Origin of the sequence: Candidatus Alcyoniella australis, from assembly GCA_030765605.1 — a bacterium.
GTDB lineage: Bacteria > Lernaellota > Lernaellaia > JAVCCG01 > Alcyoniellaceae > Alcyoniella > Alcyoniella australis.
Window position 1 is genome coordinate 48,608 of record JAVCCG010000157.1, and the last position, 15,280, is coordinate 63,887.

11 protein-coding genes are annotated in these 15,280 nt (G+C 63.2%); 10 read left to right on the forward strand and 1 reads right to left on the reverse strand.

The window, feature by feature from the left end:
* Positions 1 to 56: 56 nt before the first annotated feature.
* Positions 57 to 1,871, reverse strand: a complete 1,815-nt coding sequence (locus P9M14_18720; protein MDP8257784.1) for an acyl-CoA dehydrogenase — start codon at positions 1,869 to 1,871, stop codon at positions 57 to 59.
* 255 nt (positions 1,872 to 2,126) lie between these two features.
* Here P9M14_18720 and P9M14_18725 point away from each other — a divergent pair, with 255 nt between their 5' ends.
* From P9M14_18725 to P9M14_18770, 10 genes are all read left to right on the forward strand, one after another.
* Positions 2,127 to 3,515: a carbohydrate porin gene (locus tag P9M14_18725; GenBank protein ID MDP8257785.1), complete on the forward strand. Its 1,389-nt coding sequence runs from the start codon at positions 2,127 to 2,129 to the stop codon at positions 3,513 to 3,515.
* Positions 3,488 to 5,419: an alpha-amylase family glycosyl hydrolase gene (locus tag P9M14_18730; protein MDP8257786.1), complete on the forward strand. Its 1,932-nt coding sequence runs from the start codon at positions 3,488 to 3,490 to the stop codon at positions 5,417 to 5,419. Before P9M14_18725 ends, P9M14_18730 begins: the two co-directional genes overlap by 28 nt.
* Before the next feature lie 4 nt (positions 5,420 to 5,423).
* A complete protein-coding gene (locus tag P9M14_18735; GenBank protein MDP8257787.1) occupies positions 5,424 to 7,223 on the forward strand; it encodes an alpha-amylase family glycosyl hydrolase in 1,800 nt (599 codons plus the stop codon).
* A 3-nt stretch (positions 7,224 to 7,226) separates the two neighbouring features.
* A complete protein-coding gene (locus tag P9M14_18740; protein MDP8257788.1) occupies positions 7,227 to 8,303 on the forward strand; it encodes an ABC transporter ATP-binding protein in 1,077 nt (358 codons plus the stop codon).
* The gene (locus P9M14_18745) at positions 8,300 to 10,468 is read left to right on the forward strand and encodes an extracellular solute-binding protein (GenBank protein ID MDP8257789.1); all 2,169 of its coding nucleotides are present in this window, start codon (positions 8,300 to 8,302) and stop codon (positions 10,466 to 10,468) included. The genes P9M14_18740 and P9M14_18745 overlap by 4 nt, the downstream gene beginning before the upstream one ends.
* Positions 10,465 to 11,313, forward strand: coding sequence for a sugar ABC transporter permease (locus tag P9M14_18750; protein MDP8257790.1), 849 nt, complete (start codon positions 10,465 to 10,467; stop codon positions 11,311 to 11,313). The genes P9M14_18745 and P9M14_18750 overlap by 4 nt, the downstream gene beginning before the upstream one ends.
* 64 nt (positions 11,314 to 11,377) lie before the next feature.
* Positions 11,378 to 12,631, forward strand: coding sequence for an IPT/TIG domain-containing protein (locus tag P9M14_18755; protein ID MDP8257791.1), 1,254 nt, complete (start codon positions 11,378 to 11,380; stop codon positions 12,629 to 12,631).
* Positions 12,632 to 13,180: 549 nt separating this feature from the next.
* Positions 13,181 to 13,741 (forward strand): DUF1566 domain-containing protein, encoded by a 561-nt coding sequence (locus P9M14_18760; protein MDP8257792.1) that lies wholly within the window; start codon positions 13,181 to 13,183, stop codon positions 13,739 to 13,741.
* A gap of 307 nt (positions 13,742 to 14,048) precedes the next feature.
* The gene (locus tag P9M14_18765; GenBank protein ID MDP8257793.1) at positions 14,049 to 14,633 is read left to right on the forward strand and encodes a DUF1566 domain-containing protein; all 585 of its coding nucleotides are present in this window, start codon (positions 14,049 to 14,051) and stop codon (positions 14,631 to 14,633) included.
* Positions 14,634 to 14,678: 45 nt separating this feature from the next.
* Positions 14,679 to 15,280: DUF1566 domain-containing protein (locus P9M14_18770; protein ID MDP8257794.1), on the forward strand; the 602-nt coding region annotated here is incomplete at its 3' end.

Consider the following 15,280-nt stretch of genomic DNA (forward strand, 5'->3'; position numbering starts at 1 on the left):
TAAAAAAAGGGCCGCCCATTTGGGCGGCCCTTGTAGTCGATAACTGATTGCAGTTGCTAGAGCACGACCTCGATCACGCTGCGGTCGCCGCTGGCCATGGAGTCGGCCAGACCGATGTTCTCGGGCAGCAGCTGGGTGGTGAAGAACTTGGCGGTCTCGACCTTACCCAGGTAGAACTTGACCTCGTCGTCGGACTCGGCCAGTGCGGCCCACTTGGTCGCGTCAGCCTCTTTGGCCGCCAGCTTCTCAGCGGCGATCTTGGCCTGCTTTAGCAGCAGAGCGGCGATCACCACGTTGCCGAACAGCTTGAGATACGGCGTGGCGTGGCTCACCGGGTAGAGCTGGTCGTCGCGCATCATGCCGAAGTTCATCGTGACCTCGGCCAGCTTGTCGCGATAGCCGCCCAGGGAGGTGACGTACTTGCCCAGCAGCTCGTCGTCGCTGTTGCCGTCGATGAACGTGGCCAGATCCATCAGGTAGTTCATCAGCAGCATGCCGCCCTTGGCGCCGACCTTGCGGCCGATCAGGTCCAGGGCCTGGATGCCGTTGGTGCCTTCGTAGATCGAGTTGATGCGCTGGTCGCGCATGTGCTGCTCCAGCGGGTACTCCTGGCAGTAGCCGTATCCGCCGAGAACCTGCACGCCCAGCGAACAGGTGGTGAAGCCCTGGTCGGTGGAGTAGGCCTTGCAGATCGGGGTCAGCAGCTCGACGAAGCCCTTGTACTTGTCGTCGCCGCTGGTCTCGAACTTGTCTCCGAAGTAGGCGCACTCGAACAGCAGTGCGCGGCAGCCCTCGGAGTAGGCCTTCATGGTCAGAAGCATGCGCTTGATGTCGGGGTGAACGATGATCGGCACGCGCGCGGCGTCGGCGTCCTTCATGTCGCGGATGTCGGTGCCCTGGATGCGCTCCCGGGCGTAGTCCAGCGCCTCGCGGTAGGAGGCCGCGGCCAGGGACATTCCCATCATGCCAACGCCGATGCGGGCTTCGTTCATCATCAGGAACATGTACTTGATCCCGGCGAACTCCTCACCGATCAGCCAGCCTTCGCAATCGTTGTTGTCGCCGAAGTTCAACGTACAGGTGGATGAGCCGTTGATGCCCATCTTGTGCTCGATGTTGGTCACGTTGACGTCGTTGGAGCCGCCGACCGCGCCGTTCTCATCGACTTTGTTCTTGGGGATCAGGAACAGGCTGATGCCCTTGATGCCCGAGGGGGCGCCGGGCGTGCGAGCCAGCACCAAGTGGATGATGTTCTCGGTCAGGTCGTGATCGCCCGAGGAGATGAAGGTCTTGGTGCCGGTGATCTTCCAGAGGTCGGACCCCTCGACCTTCTTGGCTGTGGTCTTGGTGTCGCCCACTGCCGATCCGGCGCCGGACTCGGTGAGGCACATCGTGCCCGCCCACTTGCCGGTGTACATATTTTCGCAGAAGGTATTCTTCATCCAGTCGGTGCCGTGAGTCTCGATCACATGGGCCGCGGAGTTGGTCAGGCCCGGGGTCATCGAGAACGCGGTGCAGCCGGCGAGGAAACGCTCGGAGCAGGCCACTCCGATTACGTTGGGCAGGCCCTGTCCGCCGAACTCAGGGTTGTGGGTCATGCCGATCCAGCCGCCCTCGCGGTATTGCTCGTAGGCCTCTTTGAATCCCGGCGGCATGTAAACCTGGCCGTCCTCGATTTTGCAACCGATACGGTCGGAGTCCTCGTTGAGCGGCGCGAGCAGGTTCTTGGAAACCTTGCCGGCCTCCTCGAGGATCATCTTAAAATCATCGACCTCGAAATCGGCGAATTTCTCGGTCCCACACAGGTCTTCGATGCCCAACTGCTCAAAGAGCACAAAGTTGACATCACGTTCTTCAATCGTGAAAGGCATGCCCGCTTCCTCCTCAGAAATAGGTACGGCGGTTGATGATAATTACGATGTCTGACTGAACAGTCAACCCAACGGAGTTTAGCAGAGAGCCCCGGCAGGCGCAACCTAAAATGAATGGGGGCTCATTCATTTCCCGGTGCCACAAATTGACAGCTATCAAGCCCTCTGCTATGAATCGTGTGATCTTTCCAGGCCCCTCTTTTTGCATTTGATATGAAATATTTACGAAGATCGATAATCAGCGGCCGACTCCCGATGCGCAGCCTGTTCGCCCTGTTGCTGATGCTGCCGCTCACGGCCGTCGTGGCCCAAGACGCGGACCCCAACGGGCTGGGACGCGGGTTCCACTTCGGCTCCTACGGCCGGGTGCAGTTCACTTCGGACCTCGACGGCCACCCCGGACGCGAGATCAACGTGGTCAGCCACGGCCCGCGCCTGGCCGAGGAGAGTTACGTTGAGCTCGACTTCGGCTACGGCCTGGCCCGTCCCGATCTGGCTGTGGATTTGCAATTCACCCTGGCGCTGTTCGAGCCGTTCTACCATTACTCGGGGGACGCGCAGCAGTACCTTGCCGTGCGCAACCTCTACGCCGAGGCCTCGCAGTTCCTGCCGCGCCTGAGCCTGTGGGTCGGCAGCCGGATGTATCGCGGCGACGACGTGTACCTTCTGGATTGCTGGCCGCTGGACAACCTCAACACCATCGGCGGCGGCGTGGGATTCGCCGACTGGGGGCTGGACCTGCGCGCGCACATGGGCGTCAACCGACTGAACAACGACTACCAGTTGCAGACGATCGAGATTCCCAACGCGGGCTTCGGCAGCTCCGAATACACAATCCTCGACCGCCAGCGCTGGATCTACAGCCTGCGCAGCGCCTACCGCCTCAGCGCCCTGCCCGCACCGCTTGGCATGGACTTCGTGCTCTACGGCGAGTTTCACCGCCTGCCCCAGGGCGAGCGCATTCCGCCCGAGCTGATCGAGGACCAGGTGCCGGATTACGACCCGGAGGATATCAAGGACAAGCTGCCCCAGGAGAGCGGGTACAAGCTCGGCGGCGAGGTGAGCCTGATTGGCATCCCGCCGCAAGGCTTTATCAAGCTCTTCGTGGCCTACGCCGCGGACCTGGCGGCCTACGGCGAGTGGGGCGTGCCCTGGGGCCTGAACACCAACGGCAAGACCCGCGGCGCGTCCGAGCTGACGCTGGCGCTCTCGGGCAACTGGGAGAGCCGCTGGGTGGGGGTGATGCTCGGGGCCGAGGCGCGGCGCTTTGAGGACGCCGACCCCAACGAGTTCGACATCGACGACTACTGGGAGGGCGTGGCCGTGCTGAGGCCGATCGTCTACATCACCGATCATTTTCATCAGGGGCTCGAGATCAGCTATCAGCAGCACTACCCGTTCGGCCTGGACCCGTCCACGGACGAGCAGGAGGTGCCCGAGGTCTGGCAGCTGAGCGTGCTCGAGCTTTTAAGCTGGGATCGCGGCAACTACGCGAGGCCGCAGTTCCGCCTGGTCTACACCTTAAGCAAGCTCAACTCCGCCGCGCGCCGACGTTTCCCCGAGGGCGACACGCGCCGCAACGACGAGCTGCAACACTTCATCGGCCTGGGGGTTGAGTGGTGGTTCGACTCCAGCTACCGCTGATCGCGCTGCTGTGCCTGGCGCTGCTTTGCACCGCGGGGTGCAAGCCGTACGAAAGCAACGACCCGGACGCTGACGACGACTTTGGCGACGATGACGATGCGGGCGAGCGTGTGGTGATCTACGAGCTGGTGGTGCGGCTGTTCGGCAACGTCACGCAAAATCCGGAAACCGACGGCGACATCCTGACCAACGGCGTGGGGCGCTTCGAGTCGATCGACGATACTGCTCTGCAATCGCTGTCCGATTTGGGCGTGACCCACCTGTGGCTGATGGGCGTGCTGCAGCAGGCCAGCAACACCGACTACTCGACCCTGAGCTCGCCCCAGCCCGCGGACGACCCGGACATCCTCAAGGGCAAGGCAGGCAGCTTCTACGCAATCAAGGACTACTTCGACGTCTGCCCGGATTACGCCCTGGACCCGGAGAACCGGATTGGCGAGTTCGAGGATCTGATCGAGCGCGTGCACGACCACGGAATGCGGGTGGTGATCGACCTGGTGCCCAACCACGTGGCGCGCTCCTACGCCTCGGACGTGCGGTCGGACCTCGACTTCGGCGCGGGGGACGAGCGCTCGCTGTTCTTCGGCCAGCAAAACAATTTCTTCTACCTGGTCGATCCGCCGGGCCAGGCTCTCTCGATCCCCGAACCCTCAAACTGGGAGCGGCCGCCGGGGGCCGATGGCACCTTCGATCTCGAGAACAACGACGGCGATCCGCCGAACGACGTGCCGAAAGTCACGGGCAACAACCAGACCTCGCCGACTCTCAGCGAGTACGACTGGTACGAGACAATCAAGCTCAACTACGGCTACAACTTCGTCGATGGCTCGTACCTCTACGAGCCGACCCCCGACACCTGGCTCAAGCTCGACGCGATCGTCGCCTATTGGCAGGGCCTGGGAATCGACGGCTTCCGCTGCGACTTCGCGCACTACGTTCCACTAGAGTTCTGGACCTGGTTGATTGAACGCGCCCGGGCACGTGATTCGGACGTCTTTTTCTTTGCCGAGGCCTACAACTCATCCGACGCTGTGCCCGGCTTCTCGTTCACCGAGATAATCAAGAGCGGGTTCGACGCGATCTACGACGATAGCGGCTACGACACGACCAAGGGCGTACTGTGCTGCGGCAAGTGGGCCAACGACCTCGACGAGCAGTGGCCCGACGACTTCCTCGCGCCGCGCGTGGTGCGCTATGCCGAGAACCACGACGAGCGGCGGCTGGCCTCGGACCTGGTGAGCGGCGAGAATCCCGACGACTCGGGCGCAGGCTCGATCGAGGCCGGGTTCGCGATCAGCGCCCTGCTCTTTTTACAGGCCCAAGGCCCGCTGCTACTCTACAACGGCCAGGCCGTGGGCGAGCCCGGCGCGGGCGTCGAGGGTTTCTCGGGCGAGGACGGCCGGACCACGATCTTCGACTATTGGTCCATGCCGCAGGTCGCGGCCTGGGTCAACAACTTCGCCTTTGACGGCGGCGGCCTGGATGGGCAGCACCGCGATCTGCGCGCGGACTACGCCGCGCTGATCGAGCTCGCCGCGCGTCCGGTGTTCGTGCAGGGCAGCTTCTACTCGCTGCAAAACAGCAACAAGGACGACTGGCGCTACGGCGGATCAGGCCAGTGGGTCTACTCCTATCTGCGTTACCTACCGCAACGCTCCGAGAGCTACCTGATCGTGGTCAACCTCTCGGACCAGACCCACGCCTTCAACCTCAAGCTGCCGCAGCAGGCGTTGCAGTTCATGGGGTTCGACGAGCAGCAGGGCACGCTGACCTTCACCGACCAGCTCGACGAGCTGGCCGACGAGCCGACCATCGAAAGCCGCCGCGCCGCGGACCTCGGTATTGAGCTGACCCTCGATCCCTATCGCGTGCGCGCCTTTCGGATCGTCCAACACAAGGACTGAGCCGATGAGCAATATTCGTTTGCGCCTGACCCTGATCGCCGGATTGGCCGCGGTTGCGCTGCTGCTGTGCGCCTGCCCCGACCTCTCGCCGGTGACCGAGGATTGGGATGTTTCGACCCACGTCGATGATTGGCGCGACGAGGTGATCTACCAGCTGATGGTCGACCGTTTCGCCGACGGCGACCCGAACAACAACTACAACGTCAACCCCTACGCACCGGCCGCGTACCACGGCGGCGACTGGCAGGGGGTGATCGACCGCCTGGACTACATCCAGGAGCTGGGTGTGACCACGCTGTGGATCACGCCGGTTGTGAAAAACGTCGAGGAGGACGCCGGGGTCTCCTCGTACCACGGCTATTGGACCCAGGACTTCACCCAGGTCAATCCGCACTTCGGCGACCTGGCCAAGCTGCGCCAGATGGTCGACGAATGCCACGCACGCGGGATCAACGTGATCCTCGACATCGTGGTCAACCACATCGGCCAGCTTTTCTACTACGACATCAACCTCAACGGTCGGCCCGACGAGACGCTCTACGGCTCGGGCAGCGGCTCGGACCTGACGCGCGTCAGCGAGTGGGACCCGGATTGGGATCCGCGCGGAATCCACGCCTACACCTCGATGGGCGAGTCCGGTTTGGCGCCGACGATCTTCGTCTACCAGCCGGACATCAACCGCGTGCCGCCCCAGCCATCGGGCTTCCAGAATCCCAACTGGTACAACCGCTGCGGCCGGGTGATCGACTGGAACGACTTCGACCAGGTGGTGCGCGGCGACTTCCCCGGCGGGCTCAAGGACCTCAACACGAGCCACCCCGACGTGCGTCTGGCGCTGGTCAACGCCTTCAGCGACTGGATCGCCAAGGCTGATCTCGACGGGTTCCGCATCGACACGCTCAAGCACGTTGAGCACGGCTTCTGGCAGGTGTTCTGCCCCAACGTCCGGCGGCGCGCGGCGCGGATGGGCAAGCGCAATTTCCTGATGTTCGGCGAGGCGTTCGACGGCGACGACGAGCTGATCGGCTCGTACACCTTCAACGAGGAGGTCGACTCGGTCTTCTACTTCAGCCAGAAGTTCACGGTAATCGACGGCGTGATCAAGGGCGGCAACCCCACCAGCGAAATCGAGAGCCTGCTCGATCAGCGCGGCGAGCACTACTCGGGCGTGCCCAATCCCCGCGGCCCGACCGACTCCTACGGCGACGGCTTGATCGCCGAGCAACTGCTGATCAACTTCATCGACAACCACGACCTACCGCGTTTCCTTTACGGCTTCCCCAACACCTCGGCGCTGCACCAGGCGTTGATCTACATCTTCAGCATGCAGGGCATCCCCTGCGTCTACTACGGCACGGAGCAGCAGTTCGAGGGCGGCAACGACCCGTCCAACCGCGAGGACCTGTGGAGCAGCGGCTACTCAACCGGCGGCGAGACCTTCCGCGTGATCCGCAAGCTTGCACAGATCAGACGCGAGCTGGCTCCGCTACGTCGCGGCGATTTACGCATCCGCTGGTCCACCGAGCGCAACGGCTCAGAGCAGGACGCCGGAATCTTCGCCTTTGAGCGCGTGTACGACGGCCAGGCGGTGCTGGTGGTGCTCAACTTCTCCGACGACCATTCATCCCAGACCTCGGCCACGGACTTTGAGGGCGATGACATGCAGACCTCGTTCAACGCGGGCACGGTGCTGGTCAACGTCTGGCCCGACGCGGACGCGGCCGACGAGTTCGTGGTGGGCGATGAGGGCAAACTGCGGATCACTGTTCCGGCGCGCGGCGCTAAAATTTTGATCGCCGACTGAACCATGGCCGACGTCAAACTCGAACAGATTGCCAAGCGCTTCGGCGAGGTCGAGGTGCTGACCTCGATCGATCTACAGATTGAGGACGGCGAGTTCGTGGTGCTGGTGGGCCCCAGCGGCTGCGGCAAGTCGACCCTGCTGCGGCTTGTGGCCGGGCTCGAGAAACCCAGCGCGGGCACGATCAGCATCAACGGCCGCCGCGTCAACGAGCTGGCTCCGCGCTACCGCGACGTGGCAATGGTTTTCCAATCCTACGCGCTCTACCCGCACATGAGCGTTCGGCGCAACATGCGCTTCGGCTTGGACGTGCGCAAAATCCCGCGCGAGCAGGCCGAGGCCGAAGTCGAGCGCGCCGCCGAGATGCTCGGTCTGACCCCGCTGCTCGACCGTCTGCCCAAGGAACTCTCCGGCGGCCAACGCCAGCGCGTGGCTGTGGGCCGGGCCATCGTGCGCCGACCGCAGGTGTTTTTGTTCGACGAGCCGCTGTCCAACCTCGACCCGGCGCTGCGCGGCCAGATGCTCGTGGAACTGCGGCGGCTGCACCAACAACTGGCCACGACCATGATCTACGTGACCCACGACCAGGTCGAGGCCATGACTCTCGCCGACCGCGTGGCCCTGCTCGATCGCGGCCGCTTGCAGCAGGTCGGCTCGCCGCTCGATCTTTACGAGCGTCCGTCCAACCGCTTTACGGCGCAGTTCATCGGCTCGCCGCAGATGAACGTCTGGCCCTGTTGCTGCGACAACGGCATGCTGCGCGGCGCGGGCTGGTCCATGCCCGCTCCCCAGGGAGCGCGCCTTGGCGAACTCGAGCTCGGTGTGCGGCCCCACGACCTGGCGCTGTGCAGCGAAGGCGACGCTGAGGGCATGAGCATGCCGTTTGAGGTTGAGGTGGTCGAAACCGTGGGGTGGGACGTGCAGATCCACGGCCTGCTCGGCCAAGGGTTAGCCGCCGTGCTCCAGCTCCCCGCCAAAGAGGCTGCGGGCATCGCTCCCGGCTCGCGCCTTCGCGTGGCGCCCAATTCCGGAGCGCTGCACCTTTTCGACCCCGCGAGCGGGGACGCGCTGCTCCGCGCATGAGACGGCTGGCGCTAATCGCGCTGCTGTTGCTGCTGCCCACAGCGGCCTGGGCCGCGCCGATTACCCTCTGGCATTCGTACTACGGCGCTGAGCGCGACGCGCTGGAAAGCATCGTTCTTGAGTGGAACGCGGCGCACCCGGAAGATTTGGTGCGCCCCGAGTCGGTGCCCTACGAGGCCTACGCCAACAAACTCAGCTCGGCGATCCCGCGCGGCCACGGCCCGGACCTGTTCATTTTCGCTCACGAACGCATCGGCGACTGGGCCGCCTCGGGCCTGATACAGCCCCTGGACGAGCGCCTGGACCAAGGCTCCCTCGGGCAGTTCATCCCGGCCACGGTCCAGGCCCTGCGCTATGAAGATAAACTCTACGGCCTGCCGCTGAGCTCCAAGTGCGTGGCGCTGATCCGCAACATCGCGCTGGCGCCCAACGCGCCGCAGACAACCGACGAGCTGCTGGCAATGCTGGCGCAGCTCAAGACACAGCAGCCCGAAATCTTCGGCCTGGCCTACGAGGCGGGCAGCTTCTACCACCATTCAGGTTGGCTGCACGGATTCGGCGGCGGGGCGTTCAACGAACGCGGCGAGATCGAACTCGACTCAGTGCAGAACGCGGCGTCGCTACGCTTCCTCGAGCAGCTCATCAGCGCGGGCTATATTCCCGAGGAGCCCAACGGCACGCTGGTGGCCCAACTGTTCAACTCCGGCCTGGCCGCCATGACCATCAACGGCCCGTGGTTTTTAGGACAGGTCGAGGACCGCGAATTGTTGGCCGTCAGCCCGCTGCCCACGGTCTCGGCCACGGGACTGGCGGCCGAACCGTACATGACTGTCGAGGCGCTGCTCCTCGCAGCCGGAGCCGACGATCCCGACGCGGCGCTGCGCTTCGCCGCCTTCTTGGCCGGACCCGAGGGCGCGCGGGTGCGCGCGCTGCAGGGCAACCAACTGGTAGCCTATGCACCGCTGTACGACGATCCGAGCGTGGCGCTCGACCCGGCGCTGCTGGGATTCGCCCGGCAGATGCAACAGGCGCGGCCGATGCCCAACTCGCCGCTGATGCGCATGGTCTGGGAGCCCGCGGCCCAGGCGTTGCGCCAGGTGCTGCGCGGCTCGGCCACGCCCGAGCAGGCCCTGGCCTCGGCCCAGCACTTGGTGAAAATCTACACCCGCGAGCCGCCTCCCGCGCGCAGCCCCCTGCCCTATTTACTGGTGCTGGCGTTGCTGGCATTGATCGGCTTGATACTGCTGGTCGTGCGCGCGCGATCGAGCAACGCGCTGTCGGAAGCGATGCAGGAGCGCTCAGCCTACGGCTATCTGCTGCCAGCGGCGTTTGCGCTGCTGCTGTTGGTGTTCATCCCGTTCGCCGTGGGCACGGCAGTCGCCTTCTTCAGCCACCGCGAGGGCGCGTTCACCTTTGTCGGCCTGGCCAATTTCACCAACATCCTCTCCAGCCGCGACTACGCGATCTCCGACCCGCTGAGCTTCTACTTCACCCTGGCCGTGACCGTGCTCTGGACCGCGGCCAACGTGGCGCTGCACGTTAGCATCGGCCTGGGTCTGGCCCTGCTGCTGCGCGATCCGCTGCTTAAGCTGCGCGGGGTTTACCGCGTACTGCTGATCATCCCCTGGGCCGTGCCCAACTACATCACCGCGCTGATGTGGAAAGGGATGTTCCACAAGCAGTTCGGCGCGATCAACGGCATCCTCAGCCACTTCGGCTGGGAGCCCAGCTGGTTCTCGCACTTCTGGACCGCGTTCGCCGCCAACCTGTGCACCAACACCTGGCTTGGGTTCCCGTTCATGATGGTGGTCTGCCTCGGGGCGCTGGAATCGATCCCGCGCGACCTGGAGGAGGCGGCTGAAGTCGATGGCGCGACCAAGCTCACGCGCTTCCGTCACATCACCATGCCGCTGCTGCGGCCGGCGCTGGTCCCGGCGATCGTGCTGGGCAGCGTTTGGACCTTCAACATGTTCAACATCATCTACCTGGTCTCCGGCGGCGAGCCCGACGGTGCGTCGGAGATTTTAATCACCGAGGCCTATCGCTGGGCGTTCGACCGCCAGGTGCAGTACGGCTACGCCGCGGCCTACGCCACGCTGATCTTCCTGGCGCTGCTGTGCTACGGCGCGGGCACGCGGCGGGTGCTGGGCAGGGCCGAGGGATGAACAACCGCAACACCCTGCGGCTGGTGGCCACGCATCTGGGCCTGGTGCTGATCTGCGTGGCAGTGCTCTACCCGGTGCTGTGGGTGGTCAAGATGGCGCTGACCCCGTCCCAGGAGATGGCGCTCTCGGCCAATCCGCTGCCCACCACGTTCAGCCTCGATAACTTTAAGGCGCTGCTCTACAGCCGCGATCTGGACGGCCGCTGGCTGTTCCCGCGCCAGGCGATGAACTCGATCGTGGTGGCGGGCGCGACCACCTTGATCGGCCTGCTGCTGGCCACCACCGCGGCCTACGCCTTCAGCCGCTTCATGTTCCCCGGACGGCGATTGGGACTGACCATGCTGCTGGTGACGCAGATGTTCCCCGGCGTGGTAATGGCGATCCCGCTCTATTTGCTGCTCGACCGGCTGCATCTGCTCGACTCGATGCTCGGCCTGGCGCTGGTCTACTCGACCACCGCGGTGCCGTTCTGCGTCTGGATGCTCAAGGGCTACTTCGACACGATCCCGCGCGACCTGGAGGAGGCGGCGCTGATGGACGGCGCGCGACAGTGGACGATCTTCGTGCGCATCGTGCTGCCGCTGGCGCGTCCCGCGCTGGTGGTCACGGCGCTGTTCTCGTTCATGACCGCCTGGAACGAGTTCATCCTGGCCGCGACGTTCCTCTCCAAAGAAACGGCCTACACCCTGCCGGTGATGCTGCAACACAACGTAGGCGACTACAGCGCGGACTGGGGCAAGTTCTCGGCGGGCGCGATTTTGGTCTCGCTGCCGGTGATGGCGCTGTTCTTCGCATTGCAGCGCCATTTGGTCGGCGGCCTGACCGCGGGCGGCGTCAAGGGCTGAGCGCGGCAAGCGCAATAAGCATGGAGTAAGATACTTCGTGCACAGTCATTGGGAGTAAGAAGCGATGCAACGCAACAACCTCTGGACCTCGCTGCTGCTGCTGGCGCTGATCGCGGCGCTGTGCGGGTCGCTGCTGCCGACAGCCTCCTGCGACACCAAGACCAACGCCGCGCAGTCCGACGACGCGGACGATGACGACGACGACGCGGACGCGGTCAAGGTGCTCGCGGTGCAGCCGCCCTACGGGCCGATCGAGGGCGGCACGGCCGTGGCGGTGCTCGGACGCAACTTCATTGACCAGGCGTCCGTGACTTTCGGCGATTCTGAGGCGACCGACTTCGAGTTCATCTCGGACAACGAGGTGCGCGTAAGCACGCCGCCCGCTGATTCCGCGGGCGCGGTGCGCGTGACTTTGACCAATGCCGACGGCGGCTCGGGATCGCTGGTCAACGGCTTTCGCTACGGCGGCGAGCCGGTACAGATCGACTGGTGCAACATCCAGCATCCGGACAACTACGTGGCCTATGAGTATTTCCCCTCGGGCACGATCTACGGCCGGGTCTACGTCGAGGGCTGCACCGAGGGCGGCGAGCGCTGCGCCGAACTGATCGGCGCGTTGGGCTACGGCCCCACGGGCGTCGATCCCTCGACCGACCCAACGCAGTTTGGTTGGGAGCTGGCCGAGTACAACACGGACTGGCCCGGCGACGAGGCCAAAGAGGGCGAGAACAACGACGAGTACATGGCCGTGATCCCGGCCCAGTCCGCGGGCCAATACTCCTATGCCTACCGCTTCTCCGGCGACGGCGGCCAGACCTGGACCTACTGCGACACCCGCGACGAGGGGGCCGACCCCGGATTCGACGCGGGCGCCCTGGGCCTGTTCGAAGTGCGCGACGAACTACAGGTCGACTGGTGCGTTATTGTCGAAGGTTCCCAGGCGCGCAGCACTGCGCCCGACGTGGAGAGCGACCCGATCTACGGCCAAATCTGGATCGAGGGCATCACCGGCCGCGAGGTGAACTCGCCATGGGTCAGCGCGCAGATCGGCGTGGGGCCCACCTCGGGCCAGGGTGGCGATCCGCAGTCGCAGCCCGCTGACTACGACTGGTTCGACGCCGAGTTCAACGGCTCGTCACTGGCGCCCGAGGACAACTCCGAGTACATGCGCGGCCTGACCCGCGCCAGCGCGGGGAGCTACGGCTACGCGTTCCGCTTCTCATCCAACAACGCGCACTCCTGGACCTACTGCGACACGGGCGATGGCTCGAACGACGGATTCCAGCCGGGCAACATGGGGCTGCTGACCGTGGAGTAAGGGGTCGTAATGCTACGAACCACTCCGCGTCGAATGACTGAGGAGAAGAGGTAAAGATCATAAAAACGATCCTTGGCACCTTTGAGGTGCCCGCAAAACTCGCGGCAGCCGACTTTGAGTCGGTGCAAGTCTCGCGCAGGACCATAGTCTTAATGCCACGACCCTCTCCGCGCAGGCACCTTGTAGGTGCCACAATACTCGCGGCAGCTTGGAGCTGCTGCATGGCTCGCGCAGAATCACAGTCGTAGCACCACGACCCATTCTGCGTAGAAACATTTGGGGAGAGAAGGGGTAAAGATCGTTAAAACGATCTTTGTGTGTAGGGCGAGCGGCGCATTGCCTCAGGGTTTTCATAAACTACTCACCTTGCCACCTCGATCAACACCTCTGGTCTCGACATCTCGATACGATATTCAGTTCATCGCAATCGATCAGCTTTGTTGCCCGTGGAACACGACGTCTGTCTGCCTGAGGTAATCTGATCTTGACTTTGCAGGGGGGAGGATAGAAATATATATAAAATTAATCTTATAACAAATGGAGGGATCGATGAAGCGCTTAATGTTCTTGGCCCTCGCGGCTCTGCTGTGCCTGGGTGTGGGCCTGGTTATCTTGTGCGGCGGCGGCGGAGATGACGACGACGATAGAGGCGACGACGACGACACAGGTGACGATGACGACACCGGAGATCTGACTTGGCAGGACCCGCCGTCGAACGATGGCATGACGTGGGACGAAGCGAAAACCTATTGTGCCTATTTGAGCTTCGACGGTCACGATGACTGGCGTCTGCCGACGATCAGCGAATTGCGTTCCCTGATTCGCGGCTGCGACGCTACAGGGACCGGTGGCGCCTGTAACGGCACTGACGATTGCCTGAGCTGGACCGATTGCAGGAACGATCCATGCTTTGGCTGCGATTTCCTGGAGGGTCCCGGTTCTGGTGGGGCGTATTGGCCGGATGGAATGTCCGGTGCAATAAGCTGGTATTGGTCGTCTTCGCCGGTCGCGGACGAAGACTACTACGCGTGGACCGTCAGTTTCATCTTCGGCTCCGTCTCCACCTCCCTCCTCGCCAACATCGCCGTCCACGCGCGTTGCGTGCGTTAGCCGATGCTACTCTGCGAAGTAGGCCGCTACGTAGCACGAGCCGTGAGATTGGTAATTTGATCCTTTGGTAATTTGGTAATTTTACACGCGCCGAAGGCGTAACTGAAAATCTCGAAGATCGGCGCGAGAGCCGATCGCCGCTGAGGGGAGCGTTCGGGGAGATCGTGGAAACCGAGGAGTTTGAGCATTCGGGCAAGTGCATCGAGGCGGTGGTGGCAGCTCTCACCTAAAAGTAACTTAGCCTTGACACCGCAAAGGTAGACGTGTGTATTTTAAGCTCATCCTGAATACTTTTTCGGAGGGAACGATGAAGCGGATGCTGTTCTGGGTGCTCGCGGCGGTTCTGTGCCTTAGCGTGGGGCTGGTTATCTCGTGCAGCGGCGGCGGCGGGGATGACGACGATGATACGGGCGATGATGATACGGGCGATGACGACACCGGTGACGATGACACAGGCGACGACGACACCGGAGATCTGACTTTGCAGAATCCGCCTTCGGACGAAGGGATGACCTGGGCCGAAGCTAAGGCCTATTGCGACGATTTGAGCTTCGACGGCCACGACGATTGGCGCTTGCCGACAATCTCGGAACTGCGCAGCCTGATTCGCGGATGCGTTTACACGGAGACCGGAGGAGACTGCAATGTAACGGACGATTGCCTAGACTCATCTTGTCGGAATGATTCCTGCGATGGCTGCGGGTACCTGGAGGGTCCCGGTTCTGGTGGGGCGTATTGGCCGGATGGAATGTCCGGTCCAATCGGTTGGTATTGGTCGTCTTCGCCGGTCGCGGGCTACGACAACTACGCGTGGGGCGTCTATTTCTACTACGGCTACGTCAGCAGCCACTCCACCGGCTACTACGACTACTACGCGCGCTGTGTTCGTTAGCTGACCGAATGCTTATGGTCAGAGACCATTAACCCGGAGGGATCGATGAAGCGCTTAATGTTCTTGGCCCTTGTGGCCCTGTTATGCCTCGGCGTGGGGCTGGTGATCTCGTGCAGCGGCGGCGGAGATGACGACACAGGGGACGATGATACGGGCGACGACGACACCGGGGATGACGATACGGGAGACGATGATAGCGGGGATGACGATACGGGTGACGATGACGATGGCGATCTGACCTGGCAGAATCCGCCGTCGGAAGATTCCATGTCCTGGGATGAAGCGAAGACCTACTGCGCTAACTTGAGCTTTGACGGTCACGATGATTGGCGGCTGCCGACCATCAGCGAGCTGCGGTCCCTGATCCGCGGCTGCGATGCGACCGAGACCGGCGGCGCTTGTAACGTCACTGACGACTGCACTGAATCCGATTGCTGGAACAATCCATGTATAGGCTGTGAATACGGGGAGGGTCCCGGATCGGGTGGGGCTTATTGGCCGGATGAAATGACCGGTGAAATCTTTTGGTATTGGTCGTCTTCGTCGGTCGCGCACTACGGTGACCGCGCGTGGGCCGTCGGTTTCAACACCGGCTACGTCGGCGAAGATGGCACCGGTAACTACAGCGGCGCGCGCTGTGTCCGTCC